The sequence below is a fragment of the Streptomyces sp. NPDC008079 genome, from assembly GCF_042957385.1.
In the GTDB taxonomy this organism is placed as follows: domain Bacteria; phylum Actinomycetota; class Actinomycetes; order Streptomycetales; family Streptomycetaceae; genus Actinacidiphila.
This window is the reverse complement of record NZ_JBIBIC010000001.1, coordinates 78,556-95,867: the sequence shown is the minus strand read 5'-3', so window position 1 is coordinate 95,867 and position 17,312 is coordinate 78,556. Positions and strand designations below refer to the sequence as shown.

The following is a 17,312-nucleotide window of genomic DNA, read 5'->3' as shown; positions in this document are numbered from 1 at the left end:
GTCAGATCAGCGGCAGCTTGAACAGGCAGAGCAGCGCGATCAGTTGGATCGACGCCGCCCCGAGCGCCTTCGGCCACGGCAGGTCGTGCGACTTGCTGACCATCGAGGTGAGCAGCGCCGCGCAGCCCAGCCAGGTGAGCCAGCCCAGGAGTTGGACGAAGCTGTTGGCACCGCCGAGGAAGAGCGCGAAGAACAGACGCGGGGCGTCGGTGAGCGTCGTGATCAGGAGCGAGAGCCCGATCGTCGGCGCCCAGGCGCCGTCGCCGCCGAACTGCCGCGCGAGGGTGTTGGTGACCGCGCCGAGCGTGACCGCGGAGATGACGACGGCGACGGCCGTGGTGAGCACCCACGGGATGCTGGTGGTGAGCGTCGCGTCCAGGACGTCGCTGCGGGCGGCGTCGAAGCCGAAGACGGCGAGCAGCCCGTAGAGGAAGGTCACGGTCAGGGCCGGGCCCCAGACCGTGTGGTCGCGCATCTGCCAGAAGGTACGGCCGGGGCGCAGCACGACGCCGCTCAGCAACTCCTTCCAGTGCAGCCGCGGACCGGCCGGCGGCGCGGCGGACTGACCCGCGCGGTACGTCGCCACGTTGTCGCCCGAGTACGAGGGCTGGGCGTACGGGGGCTGGGTGTACGGAGCCTGTGCGTGCGAAGGCTGCGCGTACGGCTGCTGCCCGGCGTACGGATCGACGTACGGCTCCTGGCCCTGGCCCGCGAACCCGGCGCCCAGCGTGAACGCCTTCGTCTGGCCGGGCGACTCGTCGTACCCGCCGGGCTGCCCCGCCGCGGGCGCGTAGTACTCCGGCTCGCCGGGAGGCGTTCCGTACGAGCCCTGCCCGTGACCCGAGCCCTGCCCGTAACCGGCACCCTGCCCGTACCCCGCGCCGTGTCCCTGACCCGCGCCCTGCCCGTGACCCGAGCCCTGCCCGTGACCCGCGCCGTATCCCGGCCCCTGGCCGGGACGGCCGCCCCGGCCACCGCCCTCACCGTGTCGATTCCTGAATCCAGCCACGTCATCGAACGTACCCGGTAAGCCGCCGCACCGCTCCTGTCGGCCGGTCCGCCGCCGCCCATTGCTGCCAACCTGTGACACGCGGCGGCGAACCCGTCGACGGACCCCCGGGCAAACCCCTAGGGGAACCCGTAAGGGCTGGTGAGGCCCCGGATCAGGCCGTCCCGGCCGGCGCTTCCTCGCTCAGCTCGGCCGCGTCCGCCGGCGCCTTCACCGACTGGAGGAGAAGCTGCGAGACGTCCACGACCTGGAGGGCCTCCTTCGCCTGGCCGTCGTTCTTCTTGCCGTTGACGGAGTCGGAGAGCATGACCAGGCAGAACGGGCACGCGGTGGAGATGATGTCCGGGTTGAGGGAAAGCGCCTCGTCGACGCGCTCGTTGTTGACGCGCTTGCCGATCCGCTCCTCCATCCACATCCGGGCGCCGCCCGCGCCGCAGCAGAAGCCGCGCTCCTTGTGGCGGTGCATCTCCTCGTTCCGCAGACCGGGCACGGACGCGATGATCTCGCGCGGCGGTGTGTAGACCTTGTTGTGCCGCCCGAGGTAGCAGGGGTCGTGGTACGTGATCAGGCCCTCGACCGGCGTGACCGGCACCAACTTGCCCTCGTCCACGAGGTGCTGGAGGAGCTGGGTGTGGTGGACGACCTCGTACTCGCCGCCGAGCTGCGGGTACTCGTTGGCGATGGTGTTGAAGCAGTGCGGGCAGGTGGCGACGATCTTCTTCGAGGCGCGCGGCTTGCGCGTGGAGGGGTCCACCGCGCCGTCCTCGTCGAGGGACTCGCCGAAGGCCATGTTGAGCATGGCCACGTTCTCCTGGCCGAGCTGCTGGAAGAGGAATTCGTTGCCCAGGCGGCGGGCGGAGTCACCGGTGCAGTTCTCGTCGCCGCCCATGATCGCGAACTTGACGCCCGCGATGTGCAGGAGCTCGGCGAAAGCCTTGGTGGTCTTCTTCGCGCGGTCCTCCAGGGAGCCCGCGCAGCCGACCCAGTACAGGTACTCGACCTCGGTCAGGTCCTCGACGTCCTCGCCGACGACCGGCACCTCGAAGTCGACTTCCTTGACCCAGGCCAGGCGCTGCTTCTTCGGCAGGCCCCACGGGTTGCCCTTCTTCTCCAGGTTCTTGAGCATCGTGCCCGCCTCGCTCGGGAACGACGACTCGATCATCACCTGGTAGCGGCGCATGTCGACGATGTGGTCGATGTGCTCGATGTCGACCGGGCACTGCTCGACGCAGGCGCCGCAGGTGGTGCAGGACCACAGCACGTCGGGGTCGATGACCCCGTTCTCCTCCGCCGTGCCGATCAGCGGGCGCTCGGCCTCGGCGAGCGCGGCGGCGGGGACGCCCGCGAGCTGCTCGGGCGTGCCGGTCTCCTCGCCCTCGGCGTTCTTGCCGCCGCCGGCCAGCAGATACGGGGCCTTGGCGTGCGCGTGGTCGCGCAGCGACATGATCAGCAGCTTGGGGGAGAGCGGCTTGCCGGTGTTCCAGGCGGGGCACTGCGACTGGCAGCGCCCGCACTCGGTGCAGGTGGAGAAGTCGAGGATGCCCTTCCAGGAGAAGTGCTCGATCTGGGAGACGCCGAACTGGTCGTCCTCGCCCGGGTCCTCGAAGTCGATGGGCTTGCCCGCGGAGACCATCGGCTGGAGCGCGCCGAGCGCGACCGGACCGTCCGCGTTCCGCTTGAACCAGATGTTGGGGAAGGCCAGGAAGCGGTGCCAGGCCACGCTCATGTTGGTGTGCAGGCCGAGCACGATCGCCCAGATCATCGTGACGCCCAGCTTGACCATGGCGACGGCGTAGACGGTGTTCTGGAGGCTGCCGGTGCTCATCTTCCGGAAGGCGGCGACCAGCGGGTACGAGACGAAGTACGCGGCCTCGTAGTGGTCGACGCCGTGCAGGGCGCCCTCCAGGCCGCGCAGCGTCAGGATCGCCAGGCCGATGATCAGAACGACGTACTCCACGAAGTACGCCTGCCAGGCCGTCGAACCGGTGAAGCGGGACTTGCGGCCGGCGCGCGAGGGCAGATTCAGCAGCCGGATCACGATCAGGGTGAGGATGCCGAGGGTGGTGAGCGCCGCGATGAACTCGGTGTACACCTCGTACGGCAGCCAGGTGCCGATCCACGGCAGGATCCAGTCGGCCTTGAAGAGCTGGCCGTACGCGTTGACGATCGTCAGGCCGAGGGTGAGGAAGCCGACCGCCACGAACCAGTGCGCGACGCCGACGACGCCCCACTTGTTCATCCGGGTGTGGCCGACGAATTCCCTGGCCAGGGTCGTGGACCTGGCCACCCAGTCGTTCGTGCGGGAGCCCGCGGGCACGGGCTGGCCGAGCGTGACGAACCGGAAGATCTGCGCGACGGCGAGGCTGATCAGGGCGACGCCGACCGCGGTGAGGACCAGCGACACGATGATCGCGGCGAGTTGCATGTGGGCTCCTCGGGCCTGCGCGGCGGTTCAGTGGGAGGGGGCCGTGGGTTCAGGATCGGGCGGGAAGGCTTCGTGCTGGCAAGGTCGTACGGGCAACGCTTGTACAGGGTCGTACGGGTCGTACGGGTCGTACGGGTCGTACGAGCAAGGTCCCGTACGAGTCGTACGAGCAAGGTCGTACTAAGCGGTAACTTAATCCGGTCTCCGCTGAGATTACCCGCGATCCGCGGGCGCATACAGCCGTGCAACTCGTGATCTGCGTCGCGGTGCGGCCTGTCGCGCCCTGCCGTGACCGGCTCAGAGCCGCTCCACGCTCTCACCCCGGCACCGGTTCCGCGTGTCGAAGACGTACGTCGCCGCCCGCGCGACCATCGTGTAGTCGAAGACGTCGTGGTCGGTCGCGACGACCACCACGTCCGCCGCCGCGGCCTCCTCCTCGGTCAGCTCCACGCACAGCAGGTCGGCGGGGAGCCGGGCCGGGTCCGCGTACGGCTCGACCGCGCGCACCCGGGCGCCGAGCGCCGTCAGCCCGGCCGCGATGGCGAGCGCGGGCGATTCGCGAAGGTCGCCGCTGTCGCGTTTGTAAGCGAGACCCAGCAGAAGGACGCGGCTTCCCTCGACCGGCCGCTGCCTGGCGTCGAGACCGGCCGCGATCCTGTCCACCACCTGGGTGGGCATCAGCCCGTTGATCTCCTCGGCGAGCGCCGCGAAACGCAGCAGACCGCGGGGGACCGGCAGCCGGTGACCGCCGACGCCGGGGCCGGGGTGGAAGGGCAGGAAGCCGTACGGCTTGGTGGCCGCCGCGTCGATCGCCTCGCGGATGTCGGTGCCCATCGGCCCGGTGACGGTGGCCAGTTCATTGACCAGGGCGATGTTCACCTGGCGGAAGGCGTCCTCGATGAGCTTGGTCAGCTCGGCGGTGCGCGGCGACGAAACCGGCACCGTATTGCGCACGATTCGGGAGTAGAAGCCGTCGACGGCGAGGAGCGATCGTACGTTCACACCGGAGACGACCTTGGGGGTGTTCTCCAGCCGCCACCGGGGGTTGCCGGGGTCGGTGCGCCCTGGGCTGTAACCCAGGTGGAAGGCGCTGCCCGCGGTCAGGCCGCTGATCTCCTCCAGGACCGGCCGCAGCAGCTCCTCGGTGGTGCCGGGCGCGGTCGTGGACTCCAGGACGACGGTGGCGCGCGGGCGCAGGTGCGGGGCGACGGCCCGGCCCGCGTCCACGATCGCGCCGCGGTCGGGGACGCCGTCGTGGACCGGTACGGGGACGGTGATCACGCAGACGTCGAAGTCGCGGGCGTCGGCGTAGTCCGTACTGGCCCGGTAGCGGCCGGAGGCGAGGGCCTCGGCCAGCCGCTCCGCGGGGACGTCGCCGACGCGGGAGTCCCCGGCCGTCAGCCGTTTGACCAGCTGTTCGTCGATGTCGATCCCGGTGACCGTGAAACCGGCCTCCGCCGCCCGCAGTGCCAGCGGCAGCCCGACCTGGCCCTGGCCTACGACGACGACGTGCCGGCTGTCTTCGGTGGGTTCCATGACGCTTAAATTAGCCCTAATCGTGACAAGTATGGCAAAGGCGACATTAAGTTCATCGGATGTCGGGCTACCGCGCGAGCGGGCCATGACGGACGAGGCGCCACGATCACGCGGGAGGAGGCGGGCATGCGGGCCGTGCTGCGCTGGGTCGCGATCGGCGCCGGGCTCCTCCTCGTGGTGACGGCGGGTCTGGGCTGGGCGTCCTACCGGAAGTTCAGCGGCAACATCCACACCGACCGGGCCGCGGAGAAGGTGCTCGCCCGGTACGCGAAGGAGCGGCCCCGCGCGCTGGTGCCGCAGGCGCGCAACATCCTGATGCTGGGCTCCGAAAGCGGCCAGAGCGGCCGGGGCGGCCAGGGCGGCAGCGGAGCCCACGGCGGCCAGAGCGCCGAGCGCGGCCCGGGCTCCGGCGCGCCCCCGGATGAAGACACCTCCGACGCCGCCGTCCTGCTGCACCTGTCCGCCGACCGCCGCCACGCCGCCGCCGTCGGCGTACCGCGCTCCCTGAAGGTCGGCGTGCCGAGCTGTCCCCGCCCGGACGGCGGTACGAGCCCGGCCGCGTACGAACCCTTCGGCCGCGCCTTCAGCGGCGGCGGGGCGGCCTGCTCGATCCGCGCCTTCGAACGGCTCAGCGGCATCCGCGTCGACCACCACATGGTGGTGGACCTCGCCGGGTTCGACCGGATCGAGGCCGCGGTCGGCGCCCACACCGGTGAGCGCCGCCGCGAGCTGTTGCGTACGCTGACCCGTGAGGCGCGCGGGGCGGACACGCTGCGCCATCCGGCCCGGTTCTTCGGCCTGGTCGACACGGCCACCTCGTCCCTCACGGCCGATCCCGGACTCAGTACGCTGCCCGCGCTGTACGAGCTGGCGGGAAGCCTGCGCAAGGTGCCGGACGGCGCCCTCGCCTTCCGTACGCTGTCGGCCCGGCCGGCCGAGTCCGGTCCGCTGCTGGCGGCGCTGCGCGCGGACCGCCCGGTGCCTGCCTCTCCAAGCCGCTGACGCGGCACCTCGCCGCACCTCGCCGCACCCCATCCGACCTGCGAGAACATCCGCCCTGCGCACATAAAGCAGAGATAAGTTGAGTGGGGTCGACTCACGTCTGTTGACAGAAGATCCCGGGTCGTGCAGTCTTGAGTCAGTTCCACTCAAGTCAGCAGGAGGATTTCACCATGGCACGTGCGGTCGGCATCGACCTGGGCACGACTAATTCCGTCGTCAGCGTTCTCGAAGGCGGCGAGCCCACCGTCATCACCAACGCAGAGGGCGCCAGGACCACGCCGTCCGTCGTCGCCTTCGCCAAGAACGGCGAGGTGCTCGTCGGCGAGGTCGCCAAGCGCCAGGCTGTCACCAACGTCGACAGGACCGTCCGGTCGGTCAAGCGCCACATGGGCACCGACTGGAAGATCAACCTGGACGGCAAGGACTTCAACCCGCAGCAGATGAGCGCCTTCATCCTGCAGAAGCTCAAGCGGGACGCGGAGTCGTACCTGGGCGAGAAGGTCACCGACGCGGTGATCACCGTCCCCGCGTACTTCAACGACTCCGAGCGCCAGGCCACCAAGGAGGCCGGTGAGATCGCGGGCCTCAACGTGCTGCGCATCGTCAACGAGCCGACCGCCGCCGCGCTGGCCTACGGCCTCGACAAGGACGACCAGACCATCCTGGTCTTCGACCTCGGTGGCGGCACCTTCGACGTCTCGCTGCTGGAGATCGGCGACGGCGTCGTCGAGGTGAAGGCCACCAACGGCGACAACCACCTCGGTGGTGACGACTGGGACCAGCGCGTCGTCGACTACCTGGTGAAGCAGTTCCAGTCCGGCCACGGCGTGGACCTGGGCAAGGACAAGATGGCCCTCCAGCGCCTGCGCGAGGCGGCGGAGAAGGCGAAGATCGAGCTGTCCTCGTCCACCGAGACCTCGATCAACCTGCCGTACATCACGGCGTCCGCCGAGGGCCCGCTGCACCTGGACGAGAAGCTCACCCGCGCCCAGTTCCAGCAGCTCACCACCGACCTGCTGGAGCGCTGCAAGACGCCGTTCCACAACGTCATCAAGGACGCCGGGATCCAGCTCTCGGAGATCGACCACGTCGTCCTGGTCGGCGGCTCGACGCGTATGCCCGCCGTCGCGGAGCTGGTGCGCGAGCTGACCGGCGGCAAGGACGCCAACAAGGGCGTCAACCCGGACGAGGTCGTCGCCATCGGCGCGTCCCTCCAGGCCGGTGTGCTCAAGGGCGAGGTCAAGGACGTCCTGCTGCTCGACGTCACCCCGCTGTCCCTCGGTATCGAGACCAAGGGCGGCATCATGACCAAGCTGATCGAGCGCAACACGACCATCCCGACCAAGCGCTCCGAGATCTTCACCACGGCCGAGGACAACCAGCCGTCGGTCCAGATCCAGGTCTACCAGGGCGAGCGCGAGATCGCGGCGTACAACAAGAAGCTCGGCATGTTCGAGCTGACCGGCCTGCCGCCCGCCCCCCGCGGGATGCCGCAGATCGAGGTCACCTTCGACATCGACGCCAACGGCATCATGCACGTCGGCGCGAAGGACCTCGGCACCGGCAAGGAGCAGCGGATGACCGTCACCGGCGGCTCCTCGCTGCCCAAGGACGAGGTCGACCGCATGCGCCAGGAGGCCGAGCAGTACGCGGACGAGGACCACAAGCGCCGCGAGTCCGCCGAGACCCGCAACCAGGGTGAGCAGCTCGTCTACCAGACCGAGAAGTTCATCGCGGACAACAAGGACAAGCTCCCCGAGGACGTCAGGTCCGAGGTCGAGACCGCGGTCGCGGACCTCAAGGAGAAGCTGAAGAACGAGTCGACGGACGACGGCAACACCGCCGCGATCCGCGAGGCCACCGAGAAGGTCGCGGCCACCAGCCAGAAGCTGGGCCAGGCGCTGTACGCGCAGACCGACGGCGCCTCCGGCAGCGCGACCGCCGACGCCCCCTCCGACGGTCAGGCCGACGCCGCCGCGGACGACGACGTGGTCGACGCCGAGATCGTCGACGACGAGAACGCCAACAAGAGGGACGGTGCCGCGTGACGGAGGAGCCGAAGGGCTTCGAGTCGGAGCCCGACGTCCCTTCAGAGGCCGGCGAGGAGCAGCCGGACGCCGCCGCGAAGGCCGCCGGGTCCGCCGATGAGGCGGGCCCGGCGGCCCCGGCCCCGGACGGGGACGCGAAGGAGCTGACGGCCCTGCGGGCACAGCTGGACCAGGTGCGCACCGCGCTCAACGAGCGCACCGCGGACCTCCAGCGGCTCCAGGCCGAGTATCAGAACTACCGCCGCAGGGTGGAGCGGGACCGGGTCGCCGTCAAGGAGGTCGCGGTCGCCAATCTGCTCACCGAACTGCTCCCGGTGCTCGACGACATCGGCCGGGCGCGGGAACACGGCGAGCTGGTCGGCGGCTTCAAGTCGGTCGCCGAGTCGCTGGAGACGGTGGCGGCGAAGCTGGGGCTGCAACAGTTCGGCAAGGAGGGCGAGCCCTTCGACCCGCTGGTGCACGAGGCCCTGATGCACAGCTATTCGCCGGATGTCACGCAGACCACATGCGTGCAGATCCTCCAGCCCGGGTACCGCATCGGGGAGCGCAATCTGCGGCCCGCCAGGGTCGCGGTCGCCGAACCGCAGCCGGGCAGCCAGGGCAAGGACGAGTCGGCGGCGGAGAAGAAGGCCGACGAAGAGGAGACCGGTGGCCCGGACGAGGGCTGACGGCGTAGAAGTAAGTGGGCGTAGGAGTGTGCCGGTCACCGGCGGCGCGCCTGGAAGTGGTGGAGAGGAGGGACGTCGGGGATGAGCGTCAGTAGGGACCTGTTGGAGAAGGACCTGTACAAGGTCCTCGGCGTGCCCAAGGACGCCACGGACGCCGAGATCAAGAAGGCGTACCGGAAGCTCGCCCGCGAGTTCCACCCGGACGCCAACAAGGGCGACGCGAAGGCCGAGGAGCGCTTCAAGGAGATCTCCGAGGCCAACGACGTGCTGTCCGACGCCAAGCGTCGCAAGGAGTACGACGAGGGCCGCGCGCTGTTCGGGAACGGCGGCTTCCGCCCCGGTCCCGGCGCGGGCGGCGCCGGCGGCTTCAACTTCGACCTCGGCGACCTGTTCGGCGGCACGGGCGGCCAGCCCGGCGGGCAGACCACCGGCGGGCAGGGCGGCGGCTTCGGCGGCGGCCTGGGCGACGTCTTCGGCGGTCTGTTCAACCGGGGCGGCGCGGGCACGCGGGTGCAGCCGCGCCGCGGCCAGGACATCGAGTCCGAGGTGACGCTGAGCTTCACCGAGGCGGTCGACGGGGCCACGGTCCCGCTGCGGATGTCCTCGCAGGCGCCCTGCAAGGCGTGCTCCGGCACCGGCGACAAGAACGGCACGCCCCGGGTGTGCCCGACCTGCGTCGGCACCGGGCAGGTCTCGCGCGGCGGCGGTGGCGGCTTCTCGCTCACCGACCCGTGCGTGGACTGCAAGGGCCGCGGCCTGATCGCCGAGACCCCTTGCGACGTCTGCAAGGGCAGCGGGCGGGCCCGTTCCTCGCGCACCATGCAGGTCCGTATCCCGGCCGGTGTCACCGACGGGCAGCGGATCCGGCTGCGCGGCAAGGGCGCGCCCGGCGAGCGCGGCGGCCCCGGCGGCGACCTGTACGTGGTCGTGCACGTCGGAGCGCACCCGGTCTTCGGGCGCCGCGAGTCCAATCTCACGGTCACCGTGCCGGTGACCTTCGCCGAGGCGGCGCTCGGCGGCGAGATCAAGGTGCCCACACTGGGTGGCCCGCCGGTCACCCTCAAGCTTCCGGCCGGTACGCCGAACGGCCGTACGCTGCGCGCCCGCGGCAAGGGCGCCATGCGCAAGGACGGTTCACGGGGCGATCTGCTCGTCACCATCGAGGTGGCGGTGCCGGAGAAGACCGAGGGCAAGGCGCTGGACGCGCTGGAGTCCTACCGGGAAGCGACCGCGGGGCACGACCCGCGGGCGGAGCTGTTCAAGGCCGCAAAGGGAGCGTGACCTGAATGAGCGTCGACGGAAGCGGTATGAGAGGCCCGCGCGGCCGTAATCCCTACCAACTGACCGAGGAGTCCCCGGTCTACGTCATCTCGGTGGCGGCCGAGCTGTCCGGGCTGCACCCGCAGACCCTGCGTCAGTACGACCGCCTCGGGCTGGTCTCGCCCGACCGTACCGCCGGGCGCGGCCGTCGCTACTCCACCCGTGACATCGAGCAGCTCCGCGAGGTGCAGCGGCTCTCGCAGGACGAGGGCATCAACCTCGCGGGCATCAAGCGGATCATCGAGCTGGAGAACCAGGTCGCCGCCCTCCAGGCCCGTGTGGCCGAACTCTCCGCCGCCGTCGAGGGCGCCGCCGCCGTCATCCAGCAGCGCGAGGCCGCCGTGCACGCCTCGTACCGCCGGGACCTGGTTCCCTACCAGGACGTCCAGCACACCAGCGCGCTGGTGGTCTGGCGGCCCAAGCGCGACGGCTGACGCCCGCTCACCCGTACGGCCCAGGGCTCCTTACGACGGACGGTCCGTCTCCCTCACCCGAGGGGGCGGACCGTCCGTCGTCGTGCGTCCGGTCGGCCGCGCCGGTCAGTGGAGCGCGGCCGGGACGACCTGGACGGAGTCGCCCACGGCGCGCTCTCCCGTCGCGTCCGAGGGGTTGTTGGCGAGGGTGCCGTCGACGGCGAAGGTGGTGGAGCCGCCGCCGTCGAGGTTGAGGGCCTGGACGGCGCCCAGGGAGCGCATGAAGGCGGCGGCCTCCATGAGCGTGAAGCCCTCGCTGCCGCCGCCGGTCTGGCGGCCGTCGACGGTGACCAGCAGCAGGCGGCCCCGGTCGTCGATCCCGGCCAGGGTGCGGGGCTGGCGGCCGTTGGCCCAGACGTAGCCGAAGGACAGGTCGAGCGGGTCGACGACGCCCTCGGCGGCGGCGTCCACGGCGATCCGGCCGTCCTGGACGAGGGTGGGGGCGGCGCTGACGACGCTGTCGTCGGGGCCGAGGGTGAGGATCTCGCCCGCGGTGTCCCGGATGGTCGTCCCGACCGATACGCGCTTACCCGTACGGGCGTACGCGGTCAGCCAGTCGGCGGCCGAGCCGATGCCCTGGAGCACCGAGCCGTCGGCGGGGACCCGGCCGCCGCGCGCGCCGACGGACACCACGTCGCCCCGGGCGTCGAGCACGGCCTGGACACCGGTGCCGGTGGGCAGGGCGGCGCCGAAGGCGGGGGTGAACACCACCAGGTCGTCCTTCTCGTAGCAGGTGATGTCCTGCCAGGGCAGCTCGCTCGGGGTGCCGCCGGGGCGCCCGCAGTCGCGGACCGTGCCGGGCAGCCGGTTGACGCCCTGCACGGCGTAGGACGCGCCGCCCGCGCGGGCGGTGGCCGTGCTGTTCAGGTCGGCGATACGGAAGTGCCGACCGCCGTCGGCGAGCACCAGGGCGGCGCGCGCGCCGGCCGACATCGACTCCAGCCGCCCGTCGTAGGCGCCGAGTCCCGACTGGGTGCCCTGGATGCCGCCGGCGTTGGTGATGACGAAGAAGCCGCCGTTGACGGCGACCAGGGAGCCCAGCTTCCTGGCGACCGACGACGGGGTCTCGCGGCGCGCGACGTCGCCGTCGTGGGTGCCCGCGACCGTGCCGCGGAACACGCGCGGGTCCACGGTCGCGATGTGGATGTTCTGCACGTCGGCGGGCTGGTCGGCGTCGTAGCCGGTCCACTCGACGGCGGTGAGGAAGCCCGCCGCGGTGACGGGCTGCGCGGCGGCCGTGGCGGCGGCCTGCGTGGCGTACCCGCCGATCCGTACCCGCAGGCCCATCGTGCCGTGCGGGGTGTCGCTGTAGGCGGGCCACTGGACGGTCTCGACGCGCGGCGCGAAGCCCGCCGCGCGCAGCCGCGCCGCCGTGTCGTCCGCCCACGCCCTGTCGCTCACTTCGAGCCCGGTCGGCGCGCCGGTCAGCCTGCTGGTGGCCGGCCGCTGGACGGTGACGGTCCAGGACGGCGCCGCGTCCGCGCGCCGGATCGTCCCGGTGCGGACCTGGAGGCCGGGCGCGAGGTCCCGCGTCGTCCACCGCGACGAGACGGGGTTGCGGTGGCCGGTGGCAGCCGAGGGGTCCGGCTGGTGACCGGGCACGGCGGCCTGGGCCGTCGAGTCGAGGGCGAGCGGTACGACGGCGGCGAGTACGGCGACGGCGGCCACGACGGTGCGGACGCGTACCCGCGCGGCACCCTTGGTGTGCTCCATGAAGACCCCTTCACGTACGACGGCTGACGGCTGACGACTGCGGGCGGGCGGCTTCCGCGCCCGATGAGAGCCGTCCTACGCGAAGACCCCGCCTTGTGGGGGTGAGTTCCGGGCGAACAGCCGACGAATGCCGTCATCCGCCGTACGCCGTACGGGCGTTGTGGGTGTTACGCGTGTTGTGGGCGTTACGCCGACGGCGTGCCGTGATACCCCCTCACGCGTTGCCCATCGCCCGGGTCAGGGCGATCTCGATCACGACGCGGTCCGGGTTGGGGGAGGGGGTGCGGCCGTAGCGCTCGGTGTAGCGGCGCACGGCCTCGGCGACGCGGTCCGGGTCGGCGGAGACGGTGGCCACGCCTTCGAGGGTGGCCCAGATCCGCCGCTCGACCTGGCAGACCGCGACCCGCGCGCCGCCGGGGCCCGCCGCCAGGACGTTCAGGGCCTTGGTGCTCCTGCCGTTGGCGATGACGCGGGCGAGCCCCGCCTCGGGGTCGTACGTGACGCCGACCGGGACGACGTGCGGGGAGCCGTCGGGGCGCGGGGTGGTGAGGGTGCACAGGTGCCGCTCGCGCCAGAAGGCGAGGTAGCCGGGTGCGGGGGAGCGGGGATCGGATGCCATGGACGGGACGGTACGCGGAGGCGCGCGGGCGGGTGCGCAGGGGGCGGCCTCGGGCTCGTACGGGCCGGCCTCCGGCTCGTACGGGTCAGGAGCGGGCTCGTACGGGTCAGGCCCGGGCTCGTACGGGTCAGGTCAGGCGGACCGGGAGCGCGGCGGTGCTGTTGCCCACGAAGCCCGGCAGCGGCGGGAGTTCGGCGTCGGGGACGGCGAGGGTGAGGCCGGGGTACGCGGCGTACAGGCCGCGCAGGGCGATCACCGCTTCGAGGCGGGCCAGCGGCGCGCCCAGGCAGTAGTGGCTGCCGTGGCCGAAGGCGAGGTGCCGGTTGGCGGGGCGGGTGATGTCGAAGCGGTCGGCGTCGGGGCCGTACTCGCGCGGGTCGCGTCCGGCGGCGGCGTATCCGGCGAGGACGGCTGTACCACGCGGCACAGAGGTGCCGTCAACCACCAGATCGGTGATCGGGTAGCGGAACGGGAAATTCGCCACCGGGCCGTCCCAGCGCAGCGTCTCCTCGACCACCGCGTCCCAGGACACCTCGCCCGTCAGCACGAGCGCGAGCTGGTCGGGGTGGCCGCACAGGGCGCGTACCGCGTTGACGATCAGATTGAGGGTCGTCTCGTGCCCGGCGACGATCATCAGCAGCAGGGTGCCGGTCAGCTCGGCGTCACTGAGGCGCCCGCCGGAGGCAGCGCGGGAGCCGTCGCGGGAGCCGCCCGAGCCGTCGCCGTCACCGCTCTCCTCGCCGCGCGCCGCGATCAGCGCGCTCGTCAGGTCGTCGCCGGGTGCCGCGCGCCGCTCCGCGACGACCCGGCCGAGGATCGCGTACGTCTCGCGCTGCGCGGCCATCGCGTCGGCCGCGGAGCTGCTGGTGCTGACGATCAGGCGGCTGAGGGCGTGCAGCCGGTCCCGGTGGGCGGGGACGATGCCCAGCAGCTCGCAGATCACGCCCATCGGCAGCGGATAGGCGTAGCACTCGCGCAGGTCGACCACGCCGTCGGCGTCCGCGCGGCCGGGGAGCGCGGCCAGCAGCTCGGCGGCCTGGGCCTCGATCCGCGGGCGCATCGCGGCCACCCGGCGCGGGGTGAACGCCTTGGTGGCCAGGCCGCGCAGCCGCCTGTGGTCGTCGCCGTCCGCCGTCGTCATGCCGTTGACCAGCGCGAAGGCGTTGAGCTGCCACTGCTCGGGGACCTCGCCCCGCTGGAGGGCGGCGAAGTGCGCGGCGTTCTTGGCCACCTTGGGGTCGGCCAAGAAATCGCGCAGCTCCTGGTAACGGGAGACGATCATCCCGGGGACGCCGTCCGGCAGTGTCACGGGGCAGACGGCCCCCGCCTCGCGCAGTGCGGCGGCGTCCGCGTGCAGCGCGGCGCCGGTCGGGTCCATGGAGTGCGCGTCGCTCATGGGAGTCCTCACGGACGGCGGGTATGGAGGAGTCAAGCGGACATGCGGCCGTACGGACAAGCGCAGATGCGGCCAAAACGGCTGGAGCGGACCCCAACTCCGCTGCCTTCCAGCGGAGTTGAAGCAGGCATTGTCGCACCGCCGCCGGGATTTACTCAACGTTCATACAAAAACACATCTGCTCGCCGCGGGGTCCGGCGCACGGACTCTCCGCCCCGTTCCCGACGTCTCCGTGTGACCGTTCCCGAAGTCGCCCCAAAGTCACCTTGAGTGGAATAGACTCAACTTGCCTCATGTTGCTCAAGGCAGGTTTACGCCGATCGCATCGGAGCATCGGACACGTCGATCAAGAGGAGGAGCCGACGCCAGTGGACGCCGAGCTGACCAACAAGAGCCGGGAAGCGCTGAACGCCGCCAACACCCGGGCCGTCTCCGAGGGCAACCCGGACCTGACGCCCGCGCATCTGCTGCTCGCCCTGTTGAGCGGCACGGACAACGAGAACATCCTCGACCTGCTGGCCGCCACCGGCGCCGACCCCGATACGCTGCGGGCGGGCGCGGAGCGGCTGGTCGCGGCTCTGCCGAAGGTGCAGGGCTCCACCGTCGCGCCCCCGCAGGCCAACCGCGACCTGCTGGCCGTCATCGCGGACGCCTCGCAACGCGCCAAGGAGCTGGGCGACGCCTACTTGTCCACCGAGCACCTGCTGATCGGGACCGCCGTCAAGGGCGGACCCGCCGGTGAGCTGCTCGCCGCCCAGGGCGCCAAGGCCAAGAGCCTGCTCGACGCCTTCGAGACCGCCCGCGGAGGGCAGCGCGTGACCACCCAGGACCCCGAGGGCACGTACAAGGCCCTGGAGAAGTACGGCACCGACTTCACCGCCGCCGCCCGCGAGGGCAAGCTCGACCCGGTGATCGGCCGCGATCAGGAGATCCGCCGCGTCGTCCAGGTGCTGTCCCGCCGTACGAAGAACAATCCGGTGCTGATCGGCGAGCCCGGCGTCGGCAAGACCGCCGTCGTCGAGGGCCTGGCCCAGCGGATCGTCAAGGGCGACGTGCCCGAGTCGCTGCGCGACAAGCGGCTGGTCTCGCTCGACCTCGGCGCGATGGTCGCGGGCGCGAAGTACCGCGGCGAGTTCGAGGAGCGGCTGAAGTCCGTCCTGGCCGAGATCAAGGACAGCGACGGCCAGGTCATCACCTTCATCGACGAGCTGCACACCGTCGTCGGCGCGGGCGCGGGCGCCGACTCCGCCATGGACGCGGGCAACATGCTCAAGCCGATGCTGGCCCGCGGCGAGCTGCGGATGGTCGGCGCGACGACGCTGGACGAGTACCGCGAGCGGATCGAGAAGGACCCGGCGCTGGAGCGCCGCTTCCAGCAGGTGCTGGTCGCCGAGCCGTCCGTCGAGGACACCGTGGCGATCCTGCGCGGCCTCAAGGGCCGCTACGAGGCGCACCACAAGGTGCAGATCGCCGACTCCGCGCTGGTCGCCGCCGCCACCCTCTCCGACCGCTACATCACCTCCCGCTTCCTGCCCGACAAGGCCATCGACCTGGTGGACGAGGCCGCGTCCCGGCTGCGCATGGAGATCGACTCCTCGCCCGTCGAGATCGACGAGCTCCAGCGGGCCGTGGACCGGCTGCGCATGGAGGAGATGGCGCTCAAGAACGAGACCGACCCCGGCTCCGTACAGCGGCTGGAAAAGCTCCGCAAGGACCTCGCCGACCGCGAGGAGGAGCTGCGCGGGCTCAACGCGCGCTGGGAGAAGGAGAAGCAGGGCCTCAACCGGGTCGGTGAGCTGAAGGAGCGGCTGGACGACATCGGTACGCGGATCGAACGCGCCCAGCGCGACGGCGACTTCGAGACCGCGTCCAAGCTGCTCTACGCCGAGAAGCCCAAGCTGGAGGCCGAGCTGGAGGAGGCCACCAGGGAGGAGGAAGAGGCCGCGGCCCAGGGTCCCTCGACGAACATGGTCAAGGAGGAGGTCGGCCCCGACGACATCGCCGACGTCGTCGCCGCCTGGACCGGCATCCCCGCGGGCCGCCTGCTGGAGGGCGAGTCGCAGAAGCTGCTGCGCATGGAGGAGGAGCTGGGCAAGCGGCTGATCGGCCAGACCGAGGCCGTACGCGCTGTCTCCGACGCCGTACGCCGCTCGCGCTCCGGCATCGCCGACCCCGACCGCCCCACCGGCTCCTTCCTCTTCCTCGGCCCCACCGGCGTCGGCAAGACCGAGCTGGCCAAGGCGCTCGCCGACTTCCTCTTCGACGACGAGCGGGCCATGGTCCGGATCGACATGAGCGAGTACGGCGAGAAGCACTCGGTCGCCCGGCTGGTCGGCGCGCCTCCCGGCTACGTCGGGTACGAGGAGGGCGGCCAGCTCACCGAGGCGGTACGGCGCCGCCCGTACAGCGTCGTGCTGCTGGACGAGGTGGAGAAGGCGCACCCCGAGGTCTTCGACATCCTGCTCCAGGTGCTGGACGACGGACGGCTGACCGACGGGCAGGGCCGTACGGTCGACTTCCGCAACGTCATCTTGATCCTCACCTCCAACCTGGGCAGCCACTACCTGGTCGACCCGGCGCTGGACCCGGCGCAGAAGAAGGAGCGGGTGCTGGAGACGGTCCGCGCGTCCTTCAAGCCGGAGTTCCTGAACCGGCTGGACGACACCGTGGTCTTCTCCGCGCTCGACCCGACCGAGCTGCGGCAGATCGCCCGGCTCCAGACCGACCGGCTCGCGGACCGGCTGCGCGACCGCCGCCTCACCCTCGAAGTCACCGACGGCGCCCTCGACTGGCTCGCCGAGGAGGGCAACGACCCGGCGTACGGCGCCCGGCCGCTGCGCCGCCTCGTGCAGACCGCGATCGGCGACCCGCTGGCCCGCGCGATCCTGTCGGGCGAGGTGATCGACGGGCAGAACGTACGGGTGGACCGGGCGGCCGACGGCCTGATCGTGGGGCCGACGACGGGGCCCGACCTCAGCAAATGAGGTGCCCGACGGGCAGGTGGTGACGCCCTTCGGGGGCAGGTGGTGACCCCCTTCGCGGGCGGGCGGTGACCCCCTTCGCGGGCGGGTGGTGACGCCTTTCACCGGCGGGCCCCCGGCGG

Annotated in this window: 12 protein-coding genes; 6 read left to right on the top strand and 6 right to left on the bottom strand. The window is 71.5% G+C overall.

Annotated features, from left to right (window positions below):
• Position 1 precedes the first annotated feature (1 nt).
• The 3 genes from ACFZAM_RS00380 to ACFZAM_RS00370 all read right to left on the bottom strand — a co-directional run bounded on the left by ACFZAM_RS00380 (position 2) and on the right by ACFZAM_RS00370 (position 4,970).
• The gene (locus ACFZAM_RS00380; RefSeq protein WP_391041596.1) at positions 2-1,009 is read right to left on the bottom strand and encodes a YIP1 family protein; all 1,008 of its coding nucleotides are present in this window, start codon (positions 1,007-1,009) and stop codon (positions 2-4) included.
• 154 nt (positions 1,010-1,163) lie between these two features.
• Entirely contained in the window at positions 1,164-3,434 is a 2,271-nt protein-coding gene (locus ACFZAM_RS00375; RefSeq protein ID WP_391041594.1) for a heterodisulfide reductase-related iron-sulfur binding cluster, read from the bottom strand.
• 297 nt (positions 3,435-3,731) lie between these two features.
• Positions 3,732-4,970 carry a nucleotide sugar dehydrogenase gene (locus tag ACFZAM_RS00370; RefSeq protein ID WP_391041592.1) on the bottom strand — a complete coding sequence of 413 codons (1,239 nt, stop codon included), beginning with the start codon at positions 4,968-4,970 and terminating at the stop codon, positions 3,732-3,734.
• Positions 4,971-5,096: 126 nt separating this feature from the next.
• On the opposite strand from ACFZAM_RS00370, the gene ACFZAM_RS00365 reads away from it, so the two are divergent.
• The 5 genes from ACFZAM_RS00365 to ACFZAM_RS00345 all read left to right on the top strand — a co-directional run bounded on the left by ACFZAM_RS00365 (position 5,097) and on the right by ACFZAM_RS00345 (position 10,442).
• A complete protein-coding gene (locus ACFZAM_RS00365; RefSeq protein WP_391041590.1) occupies positions 5,097-5,972 on the top strand; it encodes an LCP family protein in 876 nt (291 codons plus the stop codon).
• A gap of 170 nt (positions 5,973-6,142) precedes the next feature.
• Positions 6,143-8,020, top strand: a complete 1,878-nt coding sequence (gene dnaK, locus ACFZAM_RS00360) for a molecular chaperone DnaK (protein ID WP_355346264.1) — start codon at positions 6,143-6,145, stop codon at positions 8,018-8,020.
• Positions 8,017-8,688, top strand: coding sequence for a nucleotide exchange factor GrpE (gene grpE / locus ACFZAM_RS00355; RefSeq protein ID WP_355346261.1), 672 nt, complete (start codon positions 8,017-8,019; stop codon positions 8,686-8,688). The genes dnaK and grpE overlap by 4 nt, the downstream gene beginning before the upstream one ends.
• A gap of 81 nt (positions 8,689-8,769) precedes the next feature.
• Positions 8,770-9,969 (top strand): molecular chaperone DnaJ, encoded by a 1,200-nt coding sequence (gene dnaJ / locus ACFZAM_RS00350; protein ID WP_355346258.1) that lies wholly within the window; start codon positions 8,770-8,772, stop codon positions 9,967-9,969.
• A 5-nt stretch (positions 9,970-9,974) separates the two neighbouring features.
• Positions 9,975-10,442 (top strand): heat shock protein transcriptional repressor HspR, encoded by a 468-nt coding sequence (locus tag ACFZAM_RS00345; RefSeq protein WP_391041587.1) that lies wholly within the window; start codon positions 9,975-9,977, stop codon positions 10,440-10,442.
• 105 nt (positions 10,443-10,547) lie between these two features.
• Here ACFZAM_RS00345 and ACFZAM_RS00340 read toward each other — a convergent pair whose 3' ends face one another.
• The 3 genes from ACFZAM_RS00340 to ACFZAM_RS00330 form a co-directional block, all read right to left on the bottom strand.
• Positions 10,548-12,194: a phosphodiester glycosidase family protein gene (locus ACFZAM_RS00340; RefSeq protein WP_391041585.1), complete on the bottom strand. Its 1,647-nt coding sequence runs from the start codon at positions 12,192-12,194 to the stop codon at positions 10,548-10,550.
• Positions 12,195-12,408: 214 nt separating this feature from the next.
• Positions 12,409-12,813, bottom strand: coding sequence for a TIGR03618 family F420-dependent PPOX class oxidoreductase (locus ACFZAM_RS00335; RefSeq protein WP_355346252.1), 405 nt, complete (start codon positions 12,811-12,813; stop codon positions 12,409-12,411).
• Positions 12,814-12,940: 127 nt separating this feature from the next.
• Positions 12,941-14,209, bottom strand: coding sequence for a cytochrome P450 (locus ACFZAM_RS00330; protein ID WP_391041583.1), 1,269 nt, complete (start codon positions 14,207-14,209; stop codon positions 12,941-12,943).
• Positions 14,210-14,577: 368 nt separating this feature from the next.
• Between ACFZAM_RS00330 and clpB the strand changes: the two genes are divergently transcribed.
• Positions 14,578-17,193 carry an ATP-dependent chaperone ClpB gene (gene clpB / locus ACFZAM_RS00325; protein ID WP_391041582.1) on the top strand — a complete coding sequence of 872 codons (2,616 nt, stop codon included), beginning with the start codon at positions 14,578-14,580 and terminating at the stop codon, positions 17,191-17,193.
• Positions 17,194-17,312 lie beyond the last annotated feature (119 nt).

Bases quoted from the DNA above. Each gene is read 5' to 3' on its own strand.
- dnaJ (WP_355346258.1), top strand. From the start codon at position 8,770: ATGAGCGTCAGTAGGGACCTGTTGGAGAAGGACCTGTACAAGGTCCTC.
- ACFZAM_RS00340 (WP_391041585.1), bottom strand. From the start codon at position 12,194: ATGGAGCACACCAAGGGTGCCGCGCGGGTACGCGTCCGCACCGTCGTG.
- ACFZAM_RS00330 (WP_391041583.1), bottom strand. From the start codon at position 14,209: ATGAGCGACGCGCACTCCATGGACCCGACCGGCGCCGCGCTGCACGCG.
- ACFZAM_RS00345 (WP_391041587.1), top strand. From the start codon at position 9,975: ATGAGCGTCGACGGAAGCGGTATGAGAGGCCCGCGCGGCCGTAATCCC.
- ACFZAM_RS00365 (WP_391041590.1), top strand. From the start codon at position 5,097: ATGCGGGCCGTGCTGCGCTGGGTCGCGATCGGCGCCGGGCTCCTCCTC.
- ACFZAM_RS00375 (WP_391041594.1), bottom strand. From the start codon at position 3,434: ATGCAACTCGCCGCGATCATCGTGTCGCTGGTCCTCACCGCGGTCGGC.
- ACFZAM_RS00370 (WP_391041592.1), bottom strand. From the start codon at position 4,970: ATGGAACCCACCGAAGACAGCCGGCACGTCGTCGTCGTAGGCCAGGGC.
- dnaK (WP_355346264.1), top strand. From the start codon at position 6,143: ATGGCACGTGCGGTCGGCATCGACCTGGGCACGACTAATTCCGTCGTC.
- ACFZAM_RS00335 (WP_355346252.1), bottom strand. From the start codon at position 12,813: ATGGCATCCGATCCCCGCTCCCCCGCACCCGGCTACCTCGCCTTCTGG.